This window comes from Tardiphaga sp. 839_C3_N1_4 (genome assembly GCF_051811045.1).
Taxonomy (GTDB): domain Bacteria; phylum Pseudomonadota; class Alphaproteobacteria; order Rhizobiales; family Xanthobacteraceae; genus Tardiphaga.
Genome location: NZ_JBPWQD010000001.1, coordinates 3,976,087 through 3,998,560, shown reverse-complemented (window position 1 = coordinate 3,998,560; position 22,474 = coordinate 3,976,087). Strand labels below are relative to the sequence as shown.

Genomic DNA, 22,474 nt, shown 5'->3' with positions numbered 1-22,474 from the left:
CTAGGCCGCAGCCGTAGCGGAGACTATATTGCCTTATGGCAAATCAGCGCCGCGATCCCGACCAACGACCTTCGCCTGAAGCCTTGCTGGAAACAGCAAGGCGCGAGGAAGGTGCGGCCGGGCGGTTGAAGATTTTTGTCGGCGCCGCCCCCGGCGTCGGCAAGACCTATGAGATGCTGCAAAGCGCCCATGCCAGGCGCAAGGCGGGCGTCGACGTGGTGGTTGGCGTGGTCGAGACCCACGGGCGCGCCGAGACCGAGGCGCTGCTCACGGGTCTTGAAGTTATTCCTCGGCGCCGTATCGATCACAAGGGTCAAGTCCTCGAGGAAATGGACCTCGATGCCTTGATCGCACGGCGGCCGCAGATCGCATTGGTGGACGAACTCGCTCATACCAACGCGCCGGGCAGCCGCCATCCCAAGCGTTATCTCGACGTCGCGGAATTATTGGCCGCAGGGATCGACGTCTATACGGCGGTCAATATCCAGCACATCGAAAGTCTGAATGATGTGGTCGCACAGATCACCCATGTGCGGGTGCGCGAAACCGTGCCGGATTCGGTGTTCGATCGGGCGGACGCCATCGAGCTGATCGACCTCACCCCGGACGATCTGATTCAGCGTCTGAAGGAAGGCAAAGTCTACGTTCCCAAACAGGCCGAGCGCGCGCTGGAACATTATTTCTCGCCTGGCAATCTCACGGCGTTGCGCGAGCTGGCGTTGCGACGGACTGCCGACCGGGTCGATGAGCAATTGCTCACGCATATGCAGGCCAATGCCATTGCCGGCCCGTGGGCTGCCGGTGAACGCATTCTGGTCTGTATCAGTGAGGACCCACGATCAGCCGGGCTGGTGCGCTACACCAAGCGTCTTGCCGATCGCCTGCATGCGCCATGGACGGCAGTCAGCATCGAAACGCGGCGCAGCCTTCAGCTCACGGAGGAGCATCGCGACAGGCTGGCCGATACGCTGCGGCTCGCCGAAGTGCTTGGCGCCGAAGCCCTGATGATTCCGGGGGCTGGACGGCGGATTGCCGACGATTTGCTCGGCTATGCCCATGCAAATAACGTCACCCAGATCGTGATTGGCAAGGCATCGCGGTCATGGTGGTTCGAGCTGGTGCGCGGTTCGGTGGTCCATGATCTCGTCCGGCGCGCAGGCAATATCAGCGTGCATGTCATCGCTGGCGATGCACTGCCGGTCGAACCCGCCGCGAAGCGTGCGCAGATGACCGATCGTGTCGAGCCGTTCGACGCAAAGCCCTATATCGCAGCAGTTGCGGTCGTGGCGGTGGCTCTTGGGGCTGCAACGCTGTTGCGTCCGGTCTTCGGCATCGAGAATGTCGATCTGATGTTTCTCACTGCCGTGGTCGGCGTCGCCGTGCGCTTCGGCCTTTGGCCATCGCTGCTGGCGAGCGTCGTGGCATCGCTGAGCTATAATTTCTTCTTCTTGCCGCCGGTCTACACGCTCACCATCACCGATCCGACCAATGTCGCGGCGTTCTTCTTCTTCATGCTGATCGCCATTCTGGTGTCCAATGTCGCGGCGCGGGTACGCACGCAGGCCGTCTCGGCCTTCGGCCGCGTGCGGACGACCGAGTCGCTCTACGCGTTCAGCCGCAAGCTCGCTGGCACGGCGGCACTCGACGACGTGCTATGGGCGAGCGCCTATCAGATCGCATTGATGCTCAAGGTGCGCGTCGTTCTTCTGCTGCCGGAACAGGGCGTTATCACCGTCAAGGCCGGCTATCCCCCTGAGGACGAATTGGACAAGGCGGATCTGGCCGCTGCCAACTGGGCCTGGAGCAATGATCGCCCGGCCGGTCGTGGCTCCGAGACATTGCCCGGCGCGAAGCGGCTGTTTCTGCCGATGCGCACCGGCCGTGGACCGATCGGTGTGATCGGCATCGACGATGACCGGACAGGTCCGCTGCTGACGCCGGACCAACGCCGGTTGCTGGATGCGCTTGTGGATCAGAGCGCACTCGCTATCGAGCGCGTACAACTCGTCGAAGACATGGATCGCGCCGAGCGCAACGTCGAATCCGATCGGTTGCGTCAGGCGCTGCTGACCTCGATCTCGCATGATCTGAAGACACCGCTGGCCTCCGTGCTTGGCGCGGCCTCCACACTGCGCGATCTGTCGCCGAAGCTCAGCGAGGCCGAGAAGGCCGATCTGCTCAGCACAGTGATCGACGAATCCGAGCGGCTGAACCGCTTCATCGCCAATCTGCTGGATATGACCAAGCTGGAGTCCGGTGCCGTGGTGCCCAATGCAACGCTTCAGGATCTCACCGAGATAGTTGGCAGCGCGCTGCGTCGGGCCGGCAAGATCCTCAGCAGGCATCGCGTCGCGCTCGATCTGGCGCCAAACCTGCCGATGCTGGAGCTTGATGCGGTACTGTTCGAGCAGGTGCTGTTCAATTTGCTTGATAATGCCGCGAAATATGCCCCGGATGACACCACCATCACGATTAGGGCCATGCGCGATGCGGACTCGGTCTCGCTGCAGGTGACGGACGAGGGGGCAGGCATTCCACCCGCCGATCTCGAGCAGGTGTTCGATAAATTCTATCGCGCCAACAAGGGCGATCACGTTCGGGCGGGTACCGGCCTCGGCCTTGCGATCTCGCGGGGCTTTGTTGAGGCAATGCATGGCACGATCTCGGCCACCAACCGCGCCGACCGATCAGGCGCCGTGCTGACCATCCGCCTTGCCATCCCGCCGGCCTCCGAAGCTCTGGACACCGCCGCATGAACACCGCTGCCATCAAGGTCCTGATCATCGATGATGAGCCGCCGATCCGCAAATTGCTGCGCATGGGCCTCAGCACCCAGGGCTATGACATCCTGGAGGCCAGCAACGGCAAGATCGCGCTGGAGAAACTGGCGGAGAAACCAGCCGTGATCATCCTTGATCTCGGCCTGCCCGACATCCAGGGCCACGATCTGCTGCAGATGATTCGTGCGCGCGATGACAGCGTGCCGATCGTGGTGCTGTCGAGCCGCGGGGACGAGGCCGGCAAGGTGCAGGCGCTCGATCTCGGTGCCGACGACTATCTCACCAAGCCGTTTGGCATGGATGAGCTGCTGGCGCGCATGCGGGCCGCTCTCAGGCATCAGCTGCAGGTTCATGGCGAGCGGCCGGTATTCCGATCCGGCGAATTGTCGGTCGATCTGGTGCGCCGCATCGTCAAGGTCGGTGACCGCGATGTGAAGCTGTCCCCGAAGGAATATGAGTTACTGCGAGTCTTGGTGCAGCATGCCGGCAAGGTGCTGACTCACCGGTTTCTGCTGAAGGAATTGTGGGACGAGCTCACCGACGCGCAATATCTGCGCGTTTATGTCCGCCAGTTGCGTCAAAAGATCGAGCTTGATCCGGAGCGCCCGCAATTCGTCCTGACCGAAACGGGTATCGGCTATCGGCTGCGCGCCGGCGAATAGCCAGCGGCAAACCCGTCAAACGGTGGGTTATTTGGTCTGCCGGGCGACCGATGCCGGTGCGTTGTAATCCAGCAGCCGGATCGCCTCGTCGGCGGCGTCCACCATCTCCGACATCAACTTGCGCGTTCGCTCGAAATCCGCAGCCGACATGCTGCGAAACAGCATATCGTTTACCGGACGCTGAACGGGTGCCAATTCATTGAGCAGCGCGCGCGCTTTCGGCGTGATGGTCAGAATGACGCGGCGGCGGTCTTCCTCATCGGTCTCTTTTTCAACAAGGCCGTTTGATACCAGCTTGTTGATCTCGATCGTAATGAACGCGCCGCTGAAGTGCAGGTGCTCGGCAACCTGATTGACGCCGATCTTCTCATCCGTGCCGCTCAAATGAGCAATGGCGATCAGCACGGTGTATTGCGTGCCGGACAGGCCGATCACTGCGCCGAGTTGCCCGCGCACAGCCTGAAGCCGCGCCGAAAACGCCAATGTGTCATGGACAAATTGACGGAAAGCCCGATCCGATCCGTCGACCATCAATTGTGGCCGCGAAATCGTCGGTTCTACCTTCATTTTACGTGATTTGCTCTTAATCGCCATCAGGTCCCCGCACACCTATGAGTCGTATAGCGGCGGCGTTACGCACAAACAAGTTGGAACCAGTGCGTTTTGATAGCGGGCCAGCCATGCTTGACAGCGCGAGCTTTCGTTCGATAATATAGCTTTGTTATAAAGCTAATGCGCGTCGTTCAGGTTTCGCGATCAGGAGATGACCATGGGCGCCACTGCGGACGTGGATCCCCGCGCCTTCCGACAGGCGCTCGGACAGTTTGCCACCGGCGTCGCCGTAATCACGGCCGAAGCGGCTGATGGCCAGGCGATCGGCTTGACCATGAGTTCGTTCAACTCGGTCTCGGTGGACCCACCGCTGATCCTGTTCTCGATCGACCGCAAGGCCTTCAGCCTCAAGGCGATGACCGAGGCCAAGGGCTATGCCGTGAATATCCTCGGCCGCGATCAGGAGCATCTGTCGAACAAGTTCGCCAGGGCGCTCGGCGACAAGTGGGCGGCGGTCGAACATACGCTGGGCCATGAGGCGGCGCCCCTGATCGCCGGCGCGCTCGCACACTTCGAATGTGCGCCATACGCGCAATATGACGGCGGGGACCATGTGATCTTCGTCGGCCAGGTGGTGAAGTTCAGCGCCTATCCGGCCAACGAGCCGTTGGTCTTCTTCCGTGGGGCCTATCGCAGCCTTGCAAGTACCGAGCGCAGCCCAGAATGGCCGCTGCCGATGCACTACTGAAATAACGCACCTGAAAATGCTACCCATGACTGAAAGTGATCGAGGCAACCCATGATCAAGACCGGCGAACAGCACATCGCGAGCCTGCGCGACGGCCGTGAAATCTATCTCGATGGCGAGTTGGTGGATGACGTGACCACCCATCCGGCGTTCCGGGGGGCGGTGGCTTCGATCGGACGGATGTTCGATTTCCAGAGCGCGCCGGAAAATCGCGAGCTGATGACTTTCGAGACCGAAACCGGCACCCGCGCCAACCGGATCTGGGAATTGCCCGGCAGCTATGATGCGCTGGTCAATCGCCGCCGCGGGCTGGAAGCCTGGACCGAGCTGCATGCCGGTTTCATGGGCCGCGCGCCGGATCACGTCGCCTCCTGCATCGCTGGTATGTATATGGGCGTCGAAGTCTTCGAGGCCTACAACAAGGATCGCGCCAAGGCGCTGGCGGATTACTATCGCTACGCTCGCGACAACGACCTCTACCTCACTTATGTAATCATCAACCCGCAGGCCGACCGCTCCAAGAGCGCGGCCGAGCAGGCCGATCCGTTCCTGTCAGCAGGCGTGGTGTCGCGCGATGCCGAGGGCCTGACGATCCGTGGTGCCAAGATGCTGGCCACCGGCGGCATCATGGCCAACGAGGTGTTCGTCACCTGTATCCAGCCGCTGCAGCCCGGCGACGAGAAATACGCGGTGTCTTTCGCGGTTCCGATGAACACCAAGGGTCTGAAGGTTCTGTCACGTAAGTCCTATGAAGCCGCATCGCCGTCGGTGTTCGACAATCCGCTGTCGAGTCGCTTCGATGAAAACGATGCCGTGCTGTACTTCGACGATGTGAAGGTGCCGTGGGATCGCGTGTTCATCGTCGATGACATCGCGATGTGCCAGAAGCAGTTCCATGCGACCCCGGCGCATGTGTATCAGAACTATCAGGCCATGATCCGGCTCTCGGTGAAGCTGCGCTTCCTGATCGGGATCGCGCATCGGACCGCCGAGACCAACGGCATCAGTGGCTTCCCGCAGGTCAAGGAAATGCTCGGCCAGCTCGCAGCCGAAGTGTCGATGGTCGAAGCCTTCGTCGTCGCGATGGAGACCAAGGGCACCCAGCGCGGCGCCTATTACGTGCCGGACCGGGCGATGCTGTATTCGGCACAGGTCCTCACCCAGCAGCTCTATTCCAAGGTCATCAACACCCTGCGCGAACTCGCTGGCGGCGGCATGATCATGCTGCCGTCCTCGGTGAAGGACTTCGCCAATCCTGAATTGGCGCGTCTGATCGGCAAGACCCAGCAGTCCCCTGCCGCCAGCGCGACCGAGAAGGTCAAGTTTTACAAGCTGGCCTGGGATGCGGTCGGCTCCGAATTCGCCTCGCGTCACTCGCAATACGAGATGTTTTTTGCGGGCGCGACCTTCGTCACCAAGGGCCATGCATTCCGGACTTATGATTGGATGAAATCGGCGGCGTTGCTCGACAAGATGCTGTCCAGCTATGACCTTGCCGATGAAGTCTCCACCTCAACGGCGCCGGCTGCCTCGCCGCGCGCTGTCGCTTGATCTGTCCCCTCAGGAACACTGACCATGGCCATCAATAAACTTCACGATGAATTCCGTGCCGTCGATATGTCTTCGGGATGGGAGACGCCCGCGGGCTATCCGGCAGGCATCCAGCAGAAGATCCTGTCGGGGGCGCTCGACGAAGTGAACAGGCGTGGCAGCCGCACCCGCCTGCTGCGCTTCGAGCCGGGCGTCTACACTACCGAGCCGTTCGTGCACGAATATTGGGAAGAAGTGTTCCTGTTCACCGGCGACCTGATCGTCGGCAATGACAAGCAGGGCAATGGCGGCGAGTCCTTCAAGCCGAACACCTATGCCTGCCGTCCGCCCGGCGCCTATCACGGCCCGTTCAAGTCGGTTGGCGGCTGCGTGTTGATGGAAATCCACTATTTCGACCCGGCCTGAGCCGTTTCGCGCCTTCTCCTGATGGCGGCGCGCTTTCTTCGTGGCGCGACCGCTGCTTCTTCGGAAGGTTTCTCCTCGGCGGGCGTGGCCGTCTTCGGTTTGATCCGAAGTCGCAAACGTCCGGTCGAGCCCTCTCCGACCTCGAATGTCTCCATTTTGCGCACCAGGTCGCTCAGCTTCTTGAAGCCGTAGGTGCGGACGTCAAAGTCGGACACGGTGTTCGGAAGTTGTTCTCCAACCCGGTCCAGATTGACCCAGCCGTCTTCGTTGCTCAGTTGGGATACCACTTTTTCCAGAATGGGAACTGCGGCAGCGGGGCTTTGCAAGGCTGCCGGCTTTGATGGTTGCTCCGTGCTTGCCGTCGCGCGTTCGGATCTCAGGTTCTCCGTATAGATGAAGCGCCGGCATGCCTGCCGAAAACTCTCGGGTGTTTTCCGCGTGCCGAAGCCGTAGACGTCAGCGCCCTGCTCGCGCAGCCGTGAGGCGAGACGTGTAAAGTCACTGTCGGAGGACACCAAGCAAAAGCCGTCGAACCGCCCGCTATGCAGCAGGTCCATCGCGTCGATCACCAGCGCGATGTCGGATGAGTTCTTGCCCTTTGTGTAGGCGAACTGCTGGTAAGGATCGATGGCGTGCTTTTGCAGGATGTCGGCCCAGGATCTGAGCTGCGGACTTGAGAAGTCGCCGTAGATCCGGCGAACGCTGGCTTCGCCAAATTTGGAGATTTCCTCGAACAAGCCTCCGGCGATCTGTGGGGACGTGTTGTCGGCATCGATCAGGACTGCGAAACGGGGCAAACGCTGCTGTGCGACGTTCATCTGCAACCCCTGCCCGCTGGATGAATGGCCCGCTCAGTCTGTCAGCTTTTTGCTGCAAGCGAAACATACCTGAGGGAGCGTATCTCTCGTCAGCCCGGCCATTGCGCGGTAAAGTCACCCAAATCCCGCGAATCGCGGGCGCTGAAAGAGGCAATTGAGACCATGACCATCCGCCTGCATCGTGGCGATCTGCCAGATCTGAGCCGCTACACCGATTCAGTTGCGATCGACACCGAGACCATGGGTCTCAATCCGCATCGCGACCGGCTATGCGTGGTGCAGCTCTCGCCCGGCGATGGAAGTGCCGATGTCGTGCAGATCCCGATGGGCCACACGGACGCGCCGAACCTGAAGAAGCTGCTCGGCGATCCCAAGGTGACCAAGATCTTTCACTTTGCGCGGTTCGATCTCGCCGCTCTCTACAACGCGCTCGGCGTCATGCCCGAGCCGGTCTATTGCACCAAGATCGCTTCCCGCCTGTGCCGCACCTATACCGACAGGCATGGTCTCAAGGATCTGGTCCGTGAAGTCCTGGGCGTCGATCTGTCGAAGCAGCAGCAGTCGAGCGACTGGGGCAGTCAGACCCTCAGCGAGGCCCAGCTATCCTATGCGGCGTCGGACGTGCTGCATCTGCATGGGCTGCGCGAGCGGCTGAACGTCATGCTGGCGCGCGAAGCCCGCACCGAACTGGCGCAGGCTTGTTTCGACTTCCTTCCGACCCGGGCCAAACTCGACCTTTCGGGTTGGGAAAACGAGGACATTTTCGCTCATTCGTGACCGGCCTGCGGCGAAGTGACTTTCTGAAACAGTTCAGGGTCCCTCCCGCCGCGTTTCGGTCATACTCCTCGTTCTGGTGGGGCGGGGCTGCAAACTGGTGCATTTCAGCGTAGACTGGCGCCGGTTTGGCAGGCCTTTCGGTGTGGCCCTTTTCGGCATGGCCCGTTGGAGCGACGGTGAGTTCAGTTCAGATTCCCAGCTATCAGGCGGGCATGGATGCGCGGTTCAGGGCCGCGGCACGCCATAGCCGTCTGGTGCGTCTGCTGCGGATTGCTGTCCCTGCCGTCGTGATCCTGTCGATGGCGGCAATTGTCGGTGTGTCGATCTTCAATCCGTTCCGGATCCTCGCCAAATTGCCGCTCGACATGGGCAATCTGGTCGTTTCGGGGACCAAAATCACTATGGAGACGCCGCATCTGGCCGGTTTTTCGCCGGACGGGCGGCCATATGAGCTATGGGCCAAGGCCGCGACGCAGGATCTGACGGATCCCGACAATGTCGAACTGACAACCTTGCGCGCCAAGGTGATGATGGAAGACAAGTCGACGATGACGATGGATGCCCGCACCGGGAAGTTCAATTCGAAATCGCAGATGCTCTATCTGTATCAGGACATTTTCCTGCAAACGACGACCGGCTACGAAGCCAAGCTGACACAGGCGAACATTGATATTGCCAATGGCACAGTCACGTCGGACGAGCCGGTCGACGTCAAACTTCTCAACGGCACTTTGCTCGGGCAACGGATGCGCATCACGGAACACGGTGAGCTGGTTCGGTTCGAAGGCGGTGTGTCGATGAACCTGAAGATGGACCCGCCTTCGCCGGATGCTACGGCACAGCCTGAGACCGTGGCAGAGCCTGAAGTCGTGCCGGAGCCCGTGAAACCGCGGGCCGCCAACGGCAAGCGCGCCAACGCGAAATGAATGTGATGATTTTTCCCGTAAGCAATGTCCGATTCCGCGGGGTGACCGGCGCTGCGATCGCCGTACTCGTGCTGGCTCTAGCAGGCGACGCACATGCGCAGAGCGCGGTGCAGGGTGTGCCGAATGCGATGCAGGGCTTCTCGCAGAATCGCGATCAGCCCATTCAGATCGAAGCCGCATCGCTGGAAATGCGCGACAAGAAAAAGGAAGCGACCTTCGCGGGCGATGTGAAGGTCGTGCAGGGCGACACCACGATGAAGTCGAAGACGCTCGTGGTCTTTTATGATGGCGGCGGCGCGGCGAATGAGCCGGCTGCCAAGGCTGCGCCCAAGACGCCGATCAAGGCGGCGCAGCCGGGGCCGGGCGGCTCGTCGGCGATCAAGCGGCTCGAAGCGCGCGGCGGCGTCATCGTCACCCAGAAAGACCAGGTCGTCACCGGCGAGACGGCCGTGTTCGACACCCGGACCAATCTCGTCACGATGCAGGGCAATGTTGTGCTCACCCAGGGCAAGAATGTGCTGCGCGGCGATCGTCTGACCGTGGATATGACTACGGGCACCTCACGCGTCGAATCTAACAGCGGCAGGGTTCAGGGCATGTTCGAGTCATCCGGCCAGCAGAAGGGTGGTAGTGGCCCGACCTCCATCATACCTGGGCCTGGAGGCGGAAAACCCAAGTAAATATAAGGGTTTACCAATGTGAGCGAGCCGGATCCGATTGAAACTGGCCCCGTAACCCGCTATCGCCATTGTTTTAATCGACATGGAAGGCTTGGCGTTCGGCTGGGCAAGGGACATCTAGTCCGCCATGCTGTTCCCAGTGATCGAACATGCCGCGAACTGGCGCGGATGACGTTTAGAGGCTAATCGAAGCGCGAATGGTTGATTTCCTCGGCATGTTCCGTCGGCGCGCTCCGAAACGCGGTCCGCAGGGTTTTGCGCGCTCGCCGGTTGATATTACCGCGCTCAGCGACAGCATGGGCGACATGTTGAATCCGAGCCGGGAGGCACCGCCGCTGGCGCGTACCGCTCCGGCCGATATCCCCCAGGTTCCGCAGGCTCGGGGGGAGGCGCCGCGTGCACCGCAGCCTGCGCCCGCCCGCCGTCCGGACAAGGCGTCGCCGCGGCCCCGAACTAATGGTGCCGCCGCACCGAAAGCGACCCCGCGTGCGGGCTATCTGGCCGTCCATAATGTGAAAAAGAGCTTCGGTTCACGCCAGGTCACCCGCGGCGTCAGCATCTATGTTCGTCGTGGCGAGGCCGTCGGCCTGCTCGGACCGAACGGCGCCGGCAAGACCACGGTGTTCTACATGATCACCGGCCTGATCAAGCCCGACAGCGGCGCCATTGAGCTTGACGGCCACGACGTCACCCAGCTGCCGATGTATCAGCGTGCGCGCCTCGGCATTGGCTATCTGCCGCAGGAAGCCTCGATTTTCCGCGGCCTCACGGTCGAGCAGAACATCCGTGCGGTGCTGGAAGTCGTCGAGCCCAGCCGCAAGAAGCGCGAGCGCGAGCTCGACGGGCTGCTCGAAGAGTTCAACATCCAGAGACTGCGCAAGTCGCCGTCGATCGCGCTGTCCGGCGGCGAGCGCCGCCGCGTTGAAATTGCGCGCGCGCTGGCGACGCGGCCGAATTACATGTTGCTCGACGAGCCCTTTGCCGGCATCGACCCGATCGCGGTGGGCGACATTCAGGACCTGGTCCGCCACCTCACCAATCGCGGCATCGGCGTGCTGATCACCGACCACAACGTGCGTGAAACGCTGGGGCTGACAGACCGCGCTTACATCGTCTATGCTGGTGAAATCCTGACGGAAGGATCTCCAGAGGAGATCGTGGCTGACCCGGACGTGCGTCGCCTTTACCTTGGCGAGGAATTCCGCCTCTAGACCAAATTTACAATTCGTCAAGCCGTGTACATCAGGCCGGGAAAGAGATAAGCAAGAAACGGACCAACTTTTGGATCGGTTTTTGCCTCCATGGCGCTGACGCAGAGACTAGAGTTCCGGCAATCCCAGTCGCTGGTGATGACGCCGCAGCTGATGCAGGCCATCAAGCTGCTGCAGCTTTCGAATCTCGATCTCGCAACCTTTGTCGAAGATGAACTGGAGCGCAATCCGCTGCTGGAACGCGCCAGCGACGGTCCTGAGCCGCCGGTGGCCGGCGAGGCCAGCCCCGAGCGCAGCGAGTTTTCGAGCCAGGACGAGGCGGGCTATGCCTCCGGCCACGACGATGGCAGCGACCATACCGATTTTTCCGATCGTTCAGGCGGCGACAGCTTCGATGCGCCGGCGCCCGACGAGTGGATGAACCGGGAGCTCGGCACCCGCGCCGAGATCGAACAGACCCTGGATACCGGGCTGGACAACGTCTTCTCCGAAGAGCCGGCCGAAGCCGCCGCACGCAACGCACAAGACGCTGCTCCGACCGCCTATACCGAATGGGGGGGCGGCGCTTCCAACGACGATAGTTACAATCTCGAGGCCTTCGTTGCCGCCGAGGTGACGCTCGGCAGCCATCTCGCCGAACAGCTAGCGGTGGCGTTCTCGTCGCCCGCGCAGCGCATGATCGGTCAGTATTTGATCGATCTCGTCGATGAGGCCGGCTACCTGCCGCAAGATCTCGGCGATGTGCATGAGCGGCTGGGCGCCTCTGTTGACGATGTCGAAAGCGTTCTCGGCGCGCTGCAGAAATTCGACCCGCCGGGGGTCTGCGCGCGCAGCCTCAGCGAATGTCTCGCAATCCAGTTGCGTGAACAGAACCGTTACGACCCCGCGATGCAGGCACTGGTCGAGCATCTCGATCTCCTTGCCAAGCGCGACATCGGCAATCTCAGAAAAATCTGCGGCGTCGACGACGAAGATCTGACCGACATGATCGGCGAGATTCGAAGGCTCGATCCGAAGCCCGGTCTGAAGTTTGGTTCGGCGCGGACACAGACCGTGGTGCCTGATGTTTATGTGCGGCCGGGTCCCGATGGCGGCTGGCATGTCGAGTTGAACAGCGACACGCTGCCGCGTGTTCTCGTGAACCAGGTTTATTATTCCGAATTGTCGAAAACGATCCGTAAGGATGGCGACAAGTCTTACTTCACTGATTGTCTACAGAACGCGACCTGGCTGGTGCGTGCGCTTGATCAGCGCGCGCGTACTATCCTGAAGGTTGCGACCGAGATCGTCCGGCAACAGGATGGCTTCTTCACGCAGGGTGTTGCGCATCTGCGGCCGCTGAATCTCAAGGCGGTTGCTGATGCCATTCAAATGCATGAATCGACGGTGTCGCGCGTTACCGCCAATAAATACATGGCGACAAATCGCGGCAGCTTTGAATTGAAATACTTCTTTACGGCGTCGATAGCGTCGGCTGATGGTGGCGAAGCGCATTCGGCTGAAGCGGTGCGACATCACATCAAGCAATTGATTGATGGAGAAAGTCCTTCTCTTATTCTTTCGGACGACACGATCGTGGAACGCTTGCGCGAAGCCGGAATTGATATCGCGCGCCGTACCGTTGCCAAATACCGTGAAGCCATGCGTATCCCGTCTTCGGTCCAGCGCCGCCGCGACAAGCAGAGTATGCTCGGCAATGCACTCACGGCACCCACCACTCCGTCCGATAGGACACCCGACCGATCCCGCGACACTGCACCAGCTTGATTGCACTCCCGTGGAAACGGGATACTGTCGGTTCAAGGCAGAAGAATCGAGGCATCAGCATGACCCTTCGTATCTCGGGAAAAAGCATCAATGTCGGAGACGCTTTGCGAGGCCGCGTGAGCGAGCGGACCGATGAGGTCCTTCGCAAATATTTCGATGGCAACTATTCCGGTCACATCACGCTAAGCAAAGACGGCTTCGGCTTCCGCACCGATTGTGCGTTGCATCTTGATTCCGGAATTACGCTCGAAGCGGACTCCAATGCAGCGGATGCTTACGCCAGCGCCGATCAGGCGCTGCTCCAGATCGAGAAACGTTTACGTCGCTACAAGAGCCGGCTGAAGGATCGCTCTGCGCGCAAGACGCATGCTGAGAATCAGGCGATGGCCGAACTCACGGCCCCGACTTTGGATGCGCCGAGCTACATCCTTGAGGCGCCCGATCATGAGGGCGATGCCGACAGTGGCTACGATCCGGTCATCATTGCCGAATCGACCAGGTCGCTGAAGCGGTTCTCGGTGAGCGAAGCTGTCATGGAACTTGATTTCACCGGCGCGGCTGTCGTGCTATTCCTGCATGGCAGTACCGGTCGGGTGAATATCGTGTACCGCCGGGGCGACGGTAACGTGGGTTGGGTCGATCCACCGGTGGTTAAACCGTCCTGACGGCATTGACGCCCAAACGGCCCCTCCCTATGGTCCGCCGCCTTTGACAGGGTTATACCGGTCAATGGATTTCGCATGGGGGGTTCCGGTGCTAGAGTACGTACGGGCGTTCGCGCCCGGCGCGTTTTCCATCACAGGGAACGATGTCCCTTTCCAGTCTTTCTTGACGCTGCCGGTTTTGGTTCTAACTACCCGCTGACGGTCAAACATCCTCGGAACGGTCAATGACGATTACCGATCTGGTCGCGCCCGAGGCGATAATCCCGGCGTTGAAGGTCAACAGCAAGAAGCAGGCGCTGCAGGAGCTCGCTGCGCGCGCTTCCGCGCTCACCGGTCAGAACGACCGCGCCATTTTCGAGGTGCTGTTGCAGCGTGAGAAGCTCGGCACGACGGCCGTGGGCTATGGCGTTGCCATTCCGCATGGCAAGTTGCCGAAGCTCGACAAGCTATTCGGCCTGTTTGCGCGCCTCGATCGTCCGATCGATTTCGAGGCCATGGACGGCCAGCCGGTCGATCTGGTGTTTCTGCTGCTGGCGCCGGAAGGTGCGGGCGCCGATCATCTGAAGGCGCTGGCGCGGATCGCACGTCTGCTGCGCGATCAGGACGTCGCCAAGAAACTGCGTGCCTCTCGTGACGCGCAGGCGATCTATTCGGTGCTCGCTTTGCCGCCAGCGACAGCCGCCTAACATCTCACCCGCAGCTTACGCTGGAAGCGCCCGGTTGGACCGGGCGATTCTCCTACTCCGAACCAGATCCCTGCTTGCGTGGGGATGGAAGGCTGGTTGGCCTCGCCAACTTACGCCGCGAATTCCTTGGCCGGGATTGGGGCGAGCGAATCGTTGCGTACCGCCTGCCGCGCGGTGATCGATACGATCTCGTTCATGGCTGCAGAGTCAGCTTCGGCCTGCGTTTCGGCACGGACCGATTCTGCTTCTTCTGCTGCGGCAGCTGCGCGCGATGAGGCTGCCATCCGCAGTGCTGTCTGGATCTGATTGGAATCCGCGCCGCTCTTGAGCAGCAGCAGAGTCAGCAGCGCCTTGACGTCGGAATTCATGGCCTCTGCGCTCTGCTTCGTGCGTCGCACCGCCGCTGACGTTTCAGGAACGTTGAGGGCGGCTACGGGACGAAGCTTGGCAACGTTGCTGCCCGAGGCTTCTGTGCCCTGCATGCGCACCGGATTGGCATGCTCTTCCGCCATCATCACCCGCGATGCGGCAGCAAGCTGCAGAGCGTTGTGAATCTCCGACGAACTGGTTCCGGTCTTCAGCAGCAGCAAAGTGAGGAGGGCTTTGACGTCCGAGTTCATCGCGGCACTGTTCTGCATTGTGTTCCTCGCTTGTGAGAAGAGTGATTGGGCTAGTTGAAACGTCGTCCGAACAGCTTTTCGAAGAAGGTTGGTTGTTGCGGCTCGGGTTGAGCGATTTCGGCGACGAGTTTGAGCGACTTGGAGCGCCGGACGTCACGCTTCACCCGCGGCTTTGACGGCAGCATGATTGGCTCCGGCATGACCGCAGGCTCCGCGAAGGTCGTGAGCGTGCCGTCCTCGAGGCTGCCGCGGATCAGGATTGGTGAGAGAAATACGGGATCTGCGAGTGCAGCGGCCGTCGCAAGGTGTGTGTTATTTAGAGTGCCAAGGCTCTGAACTGCCTCGATGCTCCATTGCCCAAGCGGCAAGCGGTCTGACTTGGTCACCAAAGGCAGGTTGCGGTCGGGCGCGATGACGGGAGGGACGGTGCCATCGGCGCGCATCAGGAACACGGCGGCCGCAGCGCAACCAGGGGCAAAAACGAAGAGCCCGAAACAGGCTGCAATCACCGGCCGACTATCGAAACTCCACGAGCGGCTTGGCGCAACCACCTTTACCTCTGGGGCGGTGACTGTTGCACTGACGCTCCGCAGCAGGTCTTCGATTTGAACGATCTGGGCTTGTGTCGATCCATTCATGGCGACCTCGAATCTCAACATGACCAGATTTTCGCAAGTCATGGTGAATGCGTGGTCACCATTTCCTTCTGTGAAACGGCAGCAAATATCAGGCGCGATGATGCTATCGCGTCGGATATCCGGATTGCTATTGATGGGGGGATCAGTTTTTCAGATGGCGCAGCGGATGAGTGGTCGCGTGCGAATCGATTGCGTCTGATGGTGTGCTCACGATATTGACGACGGGTTACCGCGTCATGCAAGCCGAGCGCTTGCGCGTGAGGATCGTCGTTTGGACGCTGGGATACTTGACATTGGGATACGCGGCTGTCGCCGCGTATCCTGACGTCTGCATCCTGGCAAGTTCGCGTCAGTGAACGCTGACTGCCTGCAATTCTTGGCTCCATGCATTCGCGATCGCCGCTTCGCGGCTGTCGGTGAGCATGATCGGTGTACCGTCGGCGGCATGCAGCGCAAACAGCTGCAGGCCCGGCGCAATCAACGGCGCTTGCGGAAACAGTCCCGGCACATCTTCCGAGCGAACCGGCTTCACATAGGCGATCATACCTTCGCCCAGATGCGCCAATGCTTCGGTGGTGACGGCGGCGTTTTCATTGATCGTAACAACTTCAGTCATCGTCTCGACTCCTTCTATGAGATCAAGCGGTCGAGTCCGCTACTCGTTCCATACTCAGGATGCATGACCTGATCAGTTTGTCGCGCCATGCATTATTCGTGTTCATTGATAGCGATTGTCTTAATGACCCTTTCAGGCTCAGGCCTGGCCAGATCAATCGACAACAACCCGTTCTTTAGATCCGCACCCAGCACCAGCATCCCCTCTGCCAGCACGAAAGTGCGCTGGAAGTGGCGCGCGGCGATGCCGCGATGGATGTATTGCCGAGTCTTGTCGTCTTGCTGGCGGCCCCGGATCACGAGCTGGTTTTCCTCGGTGGTCACATCGAGCTGATCGCGGGTGAAACCTGCGACCGCCAGCGTGATCCGCAGGCGTTCTGGTTGACCGTTGTTACGGTCGCACCGCTCGATGTTGTAAGGAGGATAACCGTCTGCGCCTTTGACGACGCGATCAAGCGCACGCTCAATCTCGTCGAATCCCAAAAGGAACGGACTAGATAACGAAGGAACACGAGACATACCTACAAAGCCCTCTCGAAGCGACTTTGAGGGGCCCTTACGGCACCCCTGGCCAATCGGCACTCTGCCAACCGGTCAATCAACAATATGGGCATGCCAAAGCCCGGTTCAAGCACCTCTAAATTGCAGGGAAACCGTTACTAAGGCCTTGAAACCGATCAGATATCGATCCGGTTGCGGCCGTTAGCGCTGAACAGGTGCAGTTTGTCGCGGGAAGCCGTGGCGCGGATCGAAGCACCGATGGCCGGGGCATCCTGGCCGGGGATACGCACGATGACCTCGCCCTCGGGCAGCTCGCCCGGAGTGGCGCTGACGGCCTTCTCGGCCCGCGCACGGGTGCCATAGACGAAGGTTTCCGCGCCCACCCGCTCGATGGCCTCGACCGTCAGGTTCAGCGTGATGCCCCAGTCAGCTGCCGCCTCGCCGGAGATTGCAAGGTCTTCCGGCCGGACGCCCAGTATACCGGCCTCGGCAGCGCTGCGGCTGTCGCCGGCGAACTGTGCACGGATCTCATCGCCGCTCAGCTTGATCAGGTTCATCGGTGGCGCGCCGATGAAGGAGGCGACGAAAGTGGTCGCCGGCTTGCGGTAGATATCGAGCGGACTGCCGATCTGCTCGACCTGGCCGCCATTCATCACCACCAGAATATCCGCCAGCGTCATCGCCTCCAATTGATCGTGGGTGACGTAGATCGATGTCGTCTTCAGGCGGCGTTGCAGCTTGCGGATTTCGACCCGCATGGCAACGCGCAGCTTGGCGTCGAGATTGGACAATGGCTCGTCGAACAGGAACACTTTCGGCTGGCGGACGATGGCGCGCCCCATGGCAACGCGCTGGCGCTGGCCGCCGGACAATTGTCTGGGCTTGCGATCGAGCATGCCGGCGAGTTCGAGCGTCTGCGCGGCTTCGCGCACGCGCGTATCGATCTCCGGCTTTGGCATGCCCCTGTTGCGCAGGCCGTAAGCCATGTTGTTGTAGACGCTCATGTGCGGATAGAGCGCGTAATTCTGGAACACCATGGCGATGTCGCGATCTGCCGGCTCGATCTCGTTGACGACACGGCCGCCAATATCGACCTCGCCGGAGGTGACGGTCTCGAGGCCGGCGACCATGCGCAGCAAGGTCGACTTACCGCAGCCGCTTGGTCCTACCAGCACGCAGAACTGACCGTCGCCGATTTCGAAATCGATACCCTTGATGGCCTCGAAGCCGCCGGGATAGGTCTTGCGGACGTTGCGCAGCGAAACATTGGCCATCTGAATTTACTTCTCCGTCTCGACCAGGCCGCGTACGAACAGTTGCTGCATGAACACCACCACGGCGACAGGCGGCACCATCGCAAGAATCGCTGTCGCCATCGCGAGTTGCCACTCGGCGAGTTCGTCTGTCGTCGTCAGCATCTTCTTGATGCCGGTGACGATGGTCTGCATCGATTCCTGCGTCGTGATCAGAAGCGGCCACAGATACTGGTTCCAGCCATAGATGAACTGGATCACGAACAGCGCTGCCATGGTGGTGACCGACAGCGGCAGCAACGTATCCTTGAAAAAGCGAAAGGGACCGGCGCCATCGATGCGCGAGGCTTCCAGCAATTCATCGGGGACGGTCATGAAGAACTGCCGGAATAGTAACGTGCCGGTGGCTGATGCGATCAGCGGCAGGATCAGCCCGGCATAGGTGTCGAGCATCTTCAGATCGGCGATCACCTTGTAGGTCGGATAGATACGGACCTCGACCGGCAGCATCAGCGTCACGAAGATGATCCAGAACGCCGTCTGGCGGAACGGAAAACGGAAATACACCACCGCATAGGCGGAGAGGATCGAGATCACGATCTTGCCGAGCGCGATACCCATTGCCATGACGAACGAATTCATCAGCATGTGGCCGACCGGCTCGCGGCTGGCGCGCGATCCGCCGACGAAAATCGCGCGGTAGTAGTTTTCCAGCGTATGACTGCCCGGCAGCATCGGCATGTTGCCGTTGACCACCGTTGCTGCGTCATGGGTCGAGGCGATCAGCGCGACATAGACCGGGAACACGACGATGAATACGCCGAGCGTCAGGATCGCGTAAGCGAGGATGTCGTTCCAGCGGCGGTGCTCGACCATCAGTACTGCACCTTGCGCTCGACATAACGAAACTGGATGGCCGTGAGCGCGATCACGATCACCATCAGGATCACCGATTGCGCTGCCGATCCACCGAGGTCGCCGCCGAGCCTGCCGTCGGCATAGACCTTGTAGACCATGGTGGTCGTCGCCCCGGCCGGCCCACCACCCGTGACGGCGTCGATGATGCCGAAGGTGTCGAAAAACACATAGACGACATTGACGACCAGCAGGAAGAACGTGGTCGGCGACAGCAGCGGGAAGGTGATCGTCCAGAACCGTCGATATGGTCCGGCACCGTCAATCGCCCCGGCCTCCAGTACGCTGCGCGGGATCGCCTGCAGACCGGCCAGAAAGAACAGGAAATTATAGGCGATCTGCTTCCACACCGCGGCCATGACGACGAGCGCCATAGCGTGGTTGCCGTTCAACATTGGATTCCAGTTGAAGCCCATCAGGCGCAGCGGCCGTGCCATAGTGCCGAGCGTCGGGTGGAAGATGAACAGCCACAGCACGCCGGCGACCGCGGGAGCCACCGCATAGGGCCAGATCATCATGACCTTGAAGGTCGGTGCGGCTTTCAGATTCTTGTCGGCCTGGGTGGCGAACAGCAGCGCGATCGACAGCGACAGCGCGGCGACGAGCGACGAGAACACCACGGTCGTTGCCATTGCCTTGTAGTATTCCGGCTGGGCCAGCGGCGTCTGATAGTTCTCCAGCCCGATGAACTCCGAGTTCAGGCCGAACGCGTCCTCGCGCAGGAACGATTGCCAGACGGCCTGGCTGGCCGGCCAGTAGAAAAACACCAGGGTGATGATCAGCTGCGGCACGAGCAACAAATATGGCAGCAGCTTACCCTTGAAGACCGCGGACTTTTCCATGCAGTTCGTCGTGCCCCAGAAAGCAGCCTCATTCTGCTCATGTCATCGCCCGGTCCAAGCACGCAGTTGCGCGCGAGGCCGGGCAACGACAGCGTCCGCTTGAAGACTACTTCGCAGTCTTTTCGAAGGTCCGCAACATGGCGTTGCCGCGGCTCACGGCGGTGTCGAGTGCCTGTTGTGCCGTTTTCTGGCCGCCCAGCGCAGCCTCGATCTCTTCGGACCAGATATCTCGCAGTTGCACCATGTTGCCGAATCGCAGGCCGCGCGAATTTTCGGTAGGCTCCTTGTTGGTCAGCTCCTTCAGTGGGGTCTGCAGGATCGGGTTCTTGTCATAGAAACCGTCGGCCTTGGTCTTTTCATAGGCGGCCTTGGTGATCGGCAGATAGCCTGACTCCTGATGCAGCTTGGCCTGACGATCTGTGTCAGACAGGAAGCTGAAGAATTTCGCGATGCCCTTGTATTCGTCGGGCTTCTTGCCGCCCATCACCCATAGCGAAGCGCCGCCGATGATCGAATTCTGCGGCGCGCCGGTAGCTTCGGGGTAGTAAGGCATCGGCGCCGAGGTGAAGGCGAATTTAGCGGTGCCCTTCGCCGTCGCGTAATAGCCCGAGGAGGTCATGAACAGCGGGCATTCGCCGGAGCCGAAGCGGCTCTCGCTGGCATTGGCGCGACCGGAATAATCGTAGGTCTTGTCCTTCTGCAATTCGATCAGCGTCTGCAGATGTTTGACATGCAGCGGCGAATTGAATTTCAGCTCAGTGTCGAAGCCGTCGAGTCCATTCGCCTTGGTACCGATCGGCACGTTGTGCCATGCCGAGAACTGCTCGATATTCGCCCAGGTCGCCCAGGCATTGGAGAAGCCGCAGGTCGCATAGCCGGCCGCCTTGAGCTTCTTGGCGCCCTCGAACACTTCGGGCCAGGTCTTGGGAATCTCGGCAATGTTAGCCTTTTTCAGCGCATCCAGATTGACCCACATCACCATCGACGACGAGTTGAAGGGAAACGACAGCATCTCGCCCTTCGATGTCGAGTAGTAGCCGGTGATCGCGGGCAGGTAGTTGTTCGGATCGAACGGCTCGCCCGCATCCTTCATCAACTGGTAGACAGGTTTGACGGCGCCCTTGGCGCTCATCATGGTCGCGGTACCGACCTCGAAGACCTGCAGGATGTGCGGTGCGGTGCCGGCGCGGAATGCTGCGATGCCGGCATTCATGGTGTCGGGATAGCTGCCCTTGAAGGTCGGGACCACCTTGTAGTCCGACTGGCTGGCATTGAAGTCAGCCGCGAGCTTGTTGACGATGTCGTTGTTACCGCCGGTCATCGCGTGCCACCACTGGATCTCGGTCACCGCATGCGCGGGCGAAGCGAGTGCCAGCGTGGATGCGAACAAAGTGGCAAGTGCGAATTTGCGGCGGATCATCCAGTTTCTCCCGTTAGCCGTCATCGTCTCGTTGCAACAAAGCTGCGCCGGATGACGTGCATGCGACATTTTGACAGCGCGGATGCTAGGCGGGAAATGGCGGCGTTGGGAAGCGGCAAAAAGTCGAAGACGAGCGGGGCTGCGGATCGCGCAGCCCCTTGTTGTTCTTATCGCTTGCGCTCGGAGCCGCTCACGGTTCCTTTGGCGACCAGCTCCTTGATCTCATCGCCGGAGTAGCCGAACTCGGTGAGGATCTCGTTGAAGTGCTCGTTGAACTTCGGCGGCACGTGGCGCAGGCTCGCTTTGGTGCGATCGAAGCGGACCGGCGAGGCAACGCCCTTGTACCAGTCCTTCTCGATGATATCGCCGCGATGCTTCGTGTGCGCATTGGCGAGCGCCTTGTCGATCGACTGCACCGGGCCGGCGGGGAGGCCGGCGCCAAGCAGGCGCTCGCACAGCGGCGCGCTGTCGTGATCCTTCAGGATCGCTTCCAGTTCGGCCCGCAACGCATCGCGATTCTGCACGCGGTCACGGTTGCGTGCGAAGCGCACGTCCGTGCCGAGTTCCGGCTTGCCGAGTTCGCGGCACAGCTTGCGGAAGGTGCCGTCATTGCCGACGCCCATGAAGATGTTGCCGTCGCGGGCAGCGAACACGGCATAGGGCACCAGGTTCGGATGCTCGTTGCCGGTCAGCGCCGGCGGCTTACCGCCATTGTAGAAATAGTTCGCGGTATGCGGATGCATGATCGCGAGACCGGTTTCGTACAGCGTCGCCTCGACGAATTGACCGAGCCCCGATTTGGCACGCTCGGCGAGCGCCATCAGGATGCCGACGCAGGCATAGAGACCGGTCGCCATGTCGACGAGCGCGACGCCGATGCGGGTCGGGCCGCTTTCCTGTGAGCCGGTCGATGCCATCAGGCCGACCATCGACTGGATGATCGCGTCATAGCCGGGGTGGCCGCCATGCGGGCCATCGCCGCCGAAGCCGGAGATGCGGCAATGGATCAGCTGTGGGAATTTCTCGCGCAGGAAATCGTTGCCGATGCCCCATTTGTCGAGCGTGCCGGGCTTGAAGTTCTCGATCATCACGTCGGCATTTTCGAGCATCCGCATCAGCACCGTGCGGCCGCCCTCGGAGGCGAGGTCGAGACCGATCGAACGCTTGTTACGGTTGGTACCGATGAAATAAGCCGCGTCGTCGTCGTGGAAGGGGGGGCCCCAGTCGCGAGTCTCGTCGCCGGCGGGCGGTTCGACCTTGACGACATCGGCGCCGTGGTCGGCCAGGATCTGGGTGCAGTAGGGTCCACCAAGCACGCGTGACAGATCGATCACGCGCAGACCGGCAATTGCGCCGGGAGCTATCGGCAAGCTCATCAAGTCAGCCTTCTCTCACGTGTATTGCGGATATGCCCAATGCATCGCGAAGGGCATGTCGGAGGC

The 22,474-nt window shown here is 60.8% G+C and carries 23 protein-coding genes; 12 read left to right on the top strand and 11 right to left on the bottom strand.

What is annotated here, in order from left to right; genetic code table 11:
• The first annotated feature begins 35 nt into the window (after positions 1-35).
• Positions 36-2,756: a DUF4118 domain-containing protein gene (locus AB8A38_RS19085; protein WP_439087065.1), complete on the top strand. Its 2,721-nt coding sequence runs from the start codon at positions 36-38 to the stop codon at positions 2,754-2,756.
• On the top strand, positions 2,753-3,442 hold the full coding sequence (locus AB8A38_RS19080; protein WP_439087064.1) for a response regulator: 690 nt from the start codon (positions 2,753-2,755) through the stop codon (positions 3,440-3,442). Before AB8A38_RS19085 ends, AB8A38_RS19080 begins: the two co-directional genes overlap by 4 nt.
• 27 nt (positions 3,443-3,469) lie before the next feature.
• On the opposite strand, the gene AB8A38_RS19075 is transcribed toward AB8A38_RS19080, so the two are convergent.
• The gene (locus AB8A38_RS19075; protein WP_158596735.1) at positions 3,470-4,009 is read right to left on the bottom strand and encodes a MarR family winged helix-turn-helix transcriptional regulator; all 540 of its coding nucleotides are present in this window, start codon (positions 4,007-4,009) and stop codon (positions 3,470-3,472) included.
• Positions 4,010-4,211: 202 nt separating this feature from the next.
• Between AB8A38_RS19075 and AB8A38_RS19070 the strand changes: the two genes are divergently transcribed.
• From AB8A38_RS19070 to AB8A38_RS19060, 3 genes are read left to right on the top strand one after another with little or no spacing between them, the layout of a single operon-like run.
• Positions 4,212-4,742, top strand: coding sequence for a flavin reductase family protein (locus tag AB8A38_RS19070; RefSeq protein ID WP_231078599.1), 531 nt, complete (start codon positions 4,212-4,214; stop codon positions 4,740-4,742).
• Positions 4,743-4,793: 51 nt separating this feature from the next.
• Positions 4,794-6,293, top strand: a complete 1,500-nt coding sequence (locus AB8A38_RS19065; RefSeq protein ID WP_439087063.1) for a 4-hydroxyphenylacetate 3-hydroxylase family protein — start codon at positions 4,794-4,796, stop codon at positions 6,291-6,293.
• A 24-nt stretch (positions 6,294-6,317) separates the two neighbouring features.
• Positions 6,318-6,698 carry a cupin gene (locus AB8A38_RS19060; RefSeq protein ID WP_439087062.1) on the top strand — a complete coding sequence of 127 codons (381 nt, stop codon included), beginning with the start codon at positions 6,318-6,320 and terminating at the stop codon, positions 6,696-6,698.
• Here the strand turns inward: AB8A38_RS19060 and AB8A38_RS19055 are convergent.
• Positions 6,680-7,516: an NYN domain-containing protein gene (locus AB8A38_RS19055; RefSeq protein ID WP_439087061.1), complete on the bottom strand. Its 837-nt coding sequence runs from the start codon at positions 7,514-7,516 to the stop codon at positions 6,680-6,682. The two genes, AB8A38_RS19060 and AB8A38_RS19055, sit on opposite strands and share 19 nt — an antisense overlap.
• A gap of 162 nt (positions 7,517-7,678) precedes the next feature.
• Between AB8A38_RS19055 and AB8A38_RS19050 the strand changes: the two genes are divergently transcribed.
• The 7 genes from AB8A38_RS19050 to ptsN all read left to right on the top strand — a co-directional run bounded on the left by AB8A38_RS19050 (position 7,679) and on the right by ptsN (position 14,228).
• Positions 7,679-8,293: a ribonuclease D gene (locus AB8A38_RS19050; RefSeq protein ID WP_315839987.1), complete on the top strand. Its 615-nt coding sequence runs from the start codon at positions 7,679-7,681 to the stop codon at positions 8,291-8,293.
• A 176-nt stretch (positions 8,294-8,469) separates the two neighbouring features.
• Complete coding sequence (gene lptC / locus AB8A38_RS19045; protein WP_439087060.1) at positions 8,470-9,219, top strand: LPS export ABC transporter periplasmic protein LptC; 750 nt, start codon at positions 8,470-8,472, stop codon at positions 9,217-9,219.
• A 5-nt stretch (positions 9,220-9,224) separates the two neighbouring features.
• The gene (locus tag AB8A38_RS19040; protein ID WP_439087059.1) at positions 9,225-9,899 is read left to right on the top strand and encodes an LptA/OstA family protein; all 675 of its coding nucleotides are present in this window, start codon (positions 9,225-9,227) and stop codon (positions 9,897-9,899) included.
• Positions 9,900-10,096: 197 nt separating this feature from the next.
• The gene (lptB, locus tag AB8A38_RS19035) at positions 10,097-11,110 is read left to right on the top strand and encodes an LPS export ABC transporter ATP-binding protein (RefSeq protein WP_439087058.1); all 1,014 of its coding nucleotides are present in this window, start codon (positions 10,097-10,099) and stop codon (positions 11,108-11,110) included.
• Between the two features lie 90 nt (positions 11,111-11,200).
• Positions 11,201-12,877 (top strand): RNA polymerase factor sigma-54, encoded by a 1,677-nt coding sequence (gene rpoN, locus AB8A38_RS19030; protein ID WP_439087057.1) that lies wholly within the window; start codon positions 11,201-11,203, stop codon positions 12,875-12,877.
• Positions 12,878-12,936: 59 nt separating this feature from the next.
• Positions 12,937-13,542 carry a ribosome hibernation-promoting factor, HPF/YfiA family gene (gene hpf, locus AB8A38_RS19025; protein ID WP_089266375.1) on the top strand — a complete coding sequence of 202 codons (606 nt, stop codon included), beginning with the start codon at positions 12,937-12,939 and terminating at the stop codon, positions 13,540-13,542.
• Between the two features lie 224 nt (positions 13,543-13,766).
• Positions 13,767-14,228 (top strand): PTS IIA-like nitrogen regulatory protein PtsN, encoded by a 462-nt coding sequence (ptsN, locus tag AB8A38_RS19020; protein ID WP_089266376.1) that lies wholly within the window; start codon positions 13,767-13,769, stop codon positions 14,226-14,228.
• A 110-nt stretch (positions 14,229-14,338) separates the two neighbouring features.
• Here ptsN and AB8A38_RS19015 read toward each other — a convergent pair whose 3' ends face one another.
• The 9 genes from AB8A38_RS19015 to AB8A38_RS18975 all read right to left on the bottom strand — a co-directional run bounded on the left by AB8A38_RS19015 (position 14,339) and on the right by AB8A38_RS18975 (position 22,408).
• Positions 14,339-14,866, bottom strand: coding sequence for a hypothetical protein (locus AB8A38_RS19015; RefSeq protein ID WP_439087056.1), 528 nt, complete (start codon positions 14,864-14,866; stop codon positions 14,339-14,341).
• Positions 14,867-14,898: 32 nt separating this feature from the next.
• Positions 14,899-15,291: a hypothetical protein gene (locus tag AB8A38_RS19010; RefSeq protein WP_439087055.1), complete on the bottom strand. Its 393-nt coding sequence runs from the start codon at positions 15,289-15,291 to the stop codon at positions 14,899-14,901.
• A 544-nt stretch (positions 15,292-15,835) separates the two neighbouring features.
• Entirely contained in the window at positions 15,836-16,102 is a 267-nt protein-coding gene (locus tag AB8A38_RS19005) for a DUF1150 domain-containing protein (RefSeq protein WP_315839995.1), read from the bottom strand.
• A gap of 92 nt (positions 16,103-16,194) precedes the next feature.
• Positions 16,195-16,620 (bottom strand): Hsp20 family protein, encoded by a 426-nt coding sequence (locus AB8A38_RS19000; RefSeq protein WP_068730313.1) that lies wholly within the window; start codon positions 16,618-16,620, stop codon positions 16,195-16,197.
• A gap of 158 nt (positions 16,621-16,778) precedes the next feature.
• Positions 16,779-17,876: a sn-glycerol-3-phosphate import ATP-binding protein UgpC gene (locus tag AB8A38_RS18995; protein ID WP_439087054.1), complete on the bottom strand. Its 1,098-nt coding sequence runs from the start codon at positions 17,874-17,876 to the stop codon at positions 16,779-16,781.
• Positions 17,877-17,882: 6 nt separating this feature from the next.
• Complete coding sequence (gene ugpE / locus AB8A38_RS18990) at positions 17,883-18,731, bottom strand: sn-glycerol-3-phosphate ABC transporter permease UgpE (RefSeq protein WP_439087053.1); 849 nt, start codon at positions 18,729-18,731, stop codon at positions 17,883-17,885.
• Positions 18,731-19,612 (bottom strand): sn-glycerol-3-phosphate ABC transporter permease UgpA, encoded by an 882-nt coding sequence (ugpA, locus tag AB8A38_RS18985; protein WP_439087052.1) that lies wholly within the window; start codon positions 19,610-19,612, stop codon positions 18,731-18,733. Before ugpA ends, ugpE begins: the two co-directional genes overlap by 1 nt.
• Positions 19,613-19,718: 106 nt before the next feature.
• Positions 19,719-21,032 carry a sn-glycerol-3-phosphate ABC transporter substrate-binding protein UgpB gene (gene ugpB, locus AB8A38_RS18980; protein ID WP_439087051.1) on the bottom strand — a complete coding sequence of 438 codons (1,314 nt, stop codon included), beginning with the start codon at positions 21,030-21,032 and terminating at the stop codon, positions 19,719-19,721.
• A gap of 167 nt (positions 21,033-21,199) precedes the next feature.
• On the bottom strand, positions 21,200-22,408 hold the full coding sequence (locus AB8A38_RS18975) for a CaiB/BaiF CoA transferase family protein (protein WP_184512580.1): 1,209 nt from the start codon (positions 22,406-22,408) through the stop codon (positions 21,200-21,202).
• Positions 22,409-22,474 lie beyond the last annotated feature (66 nt).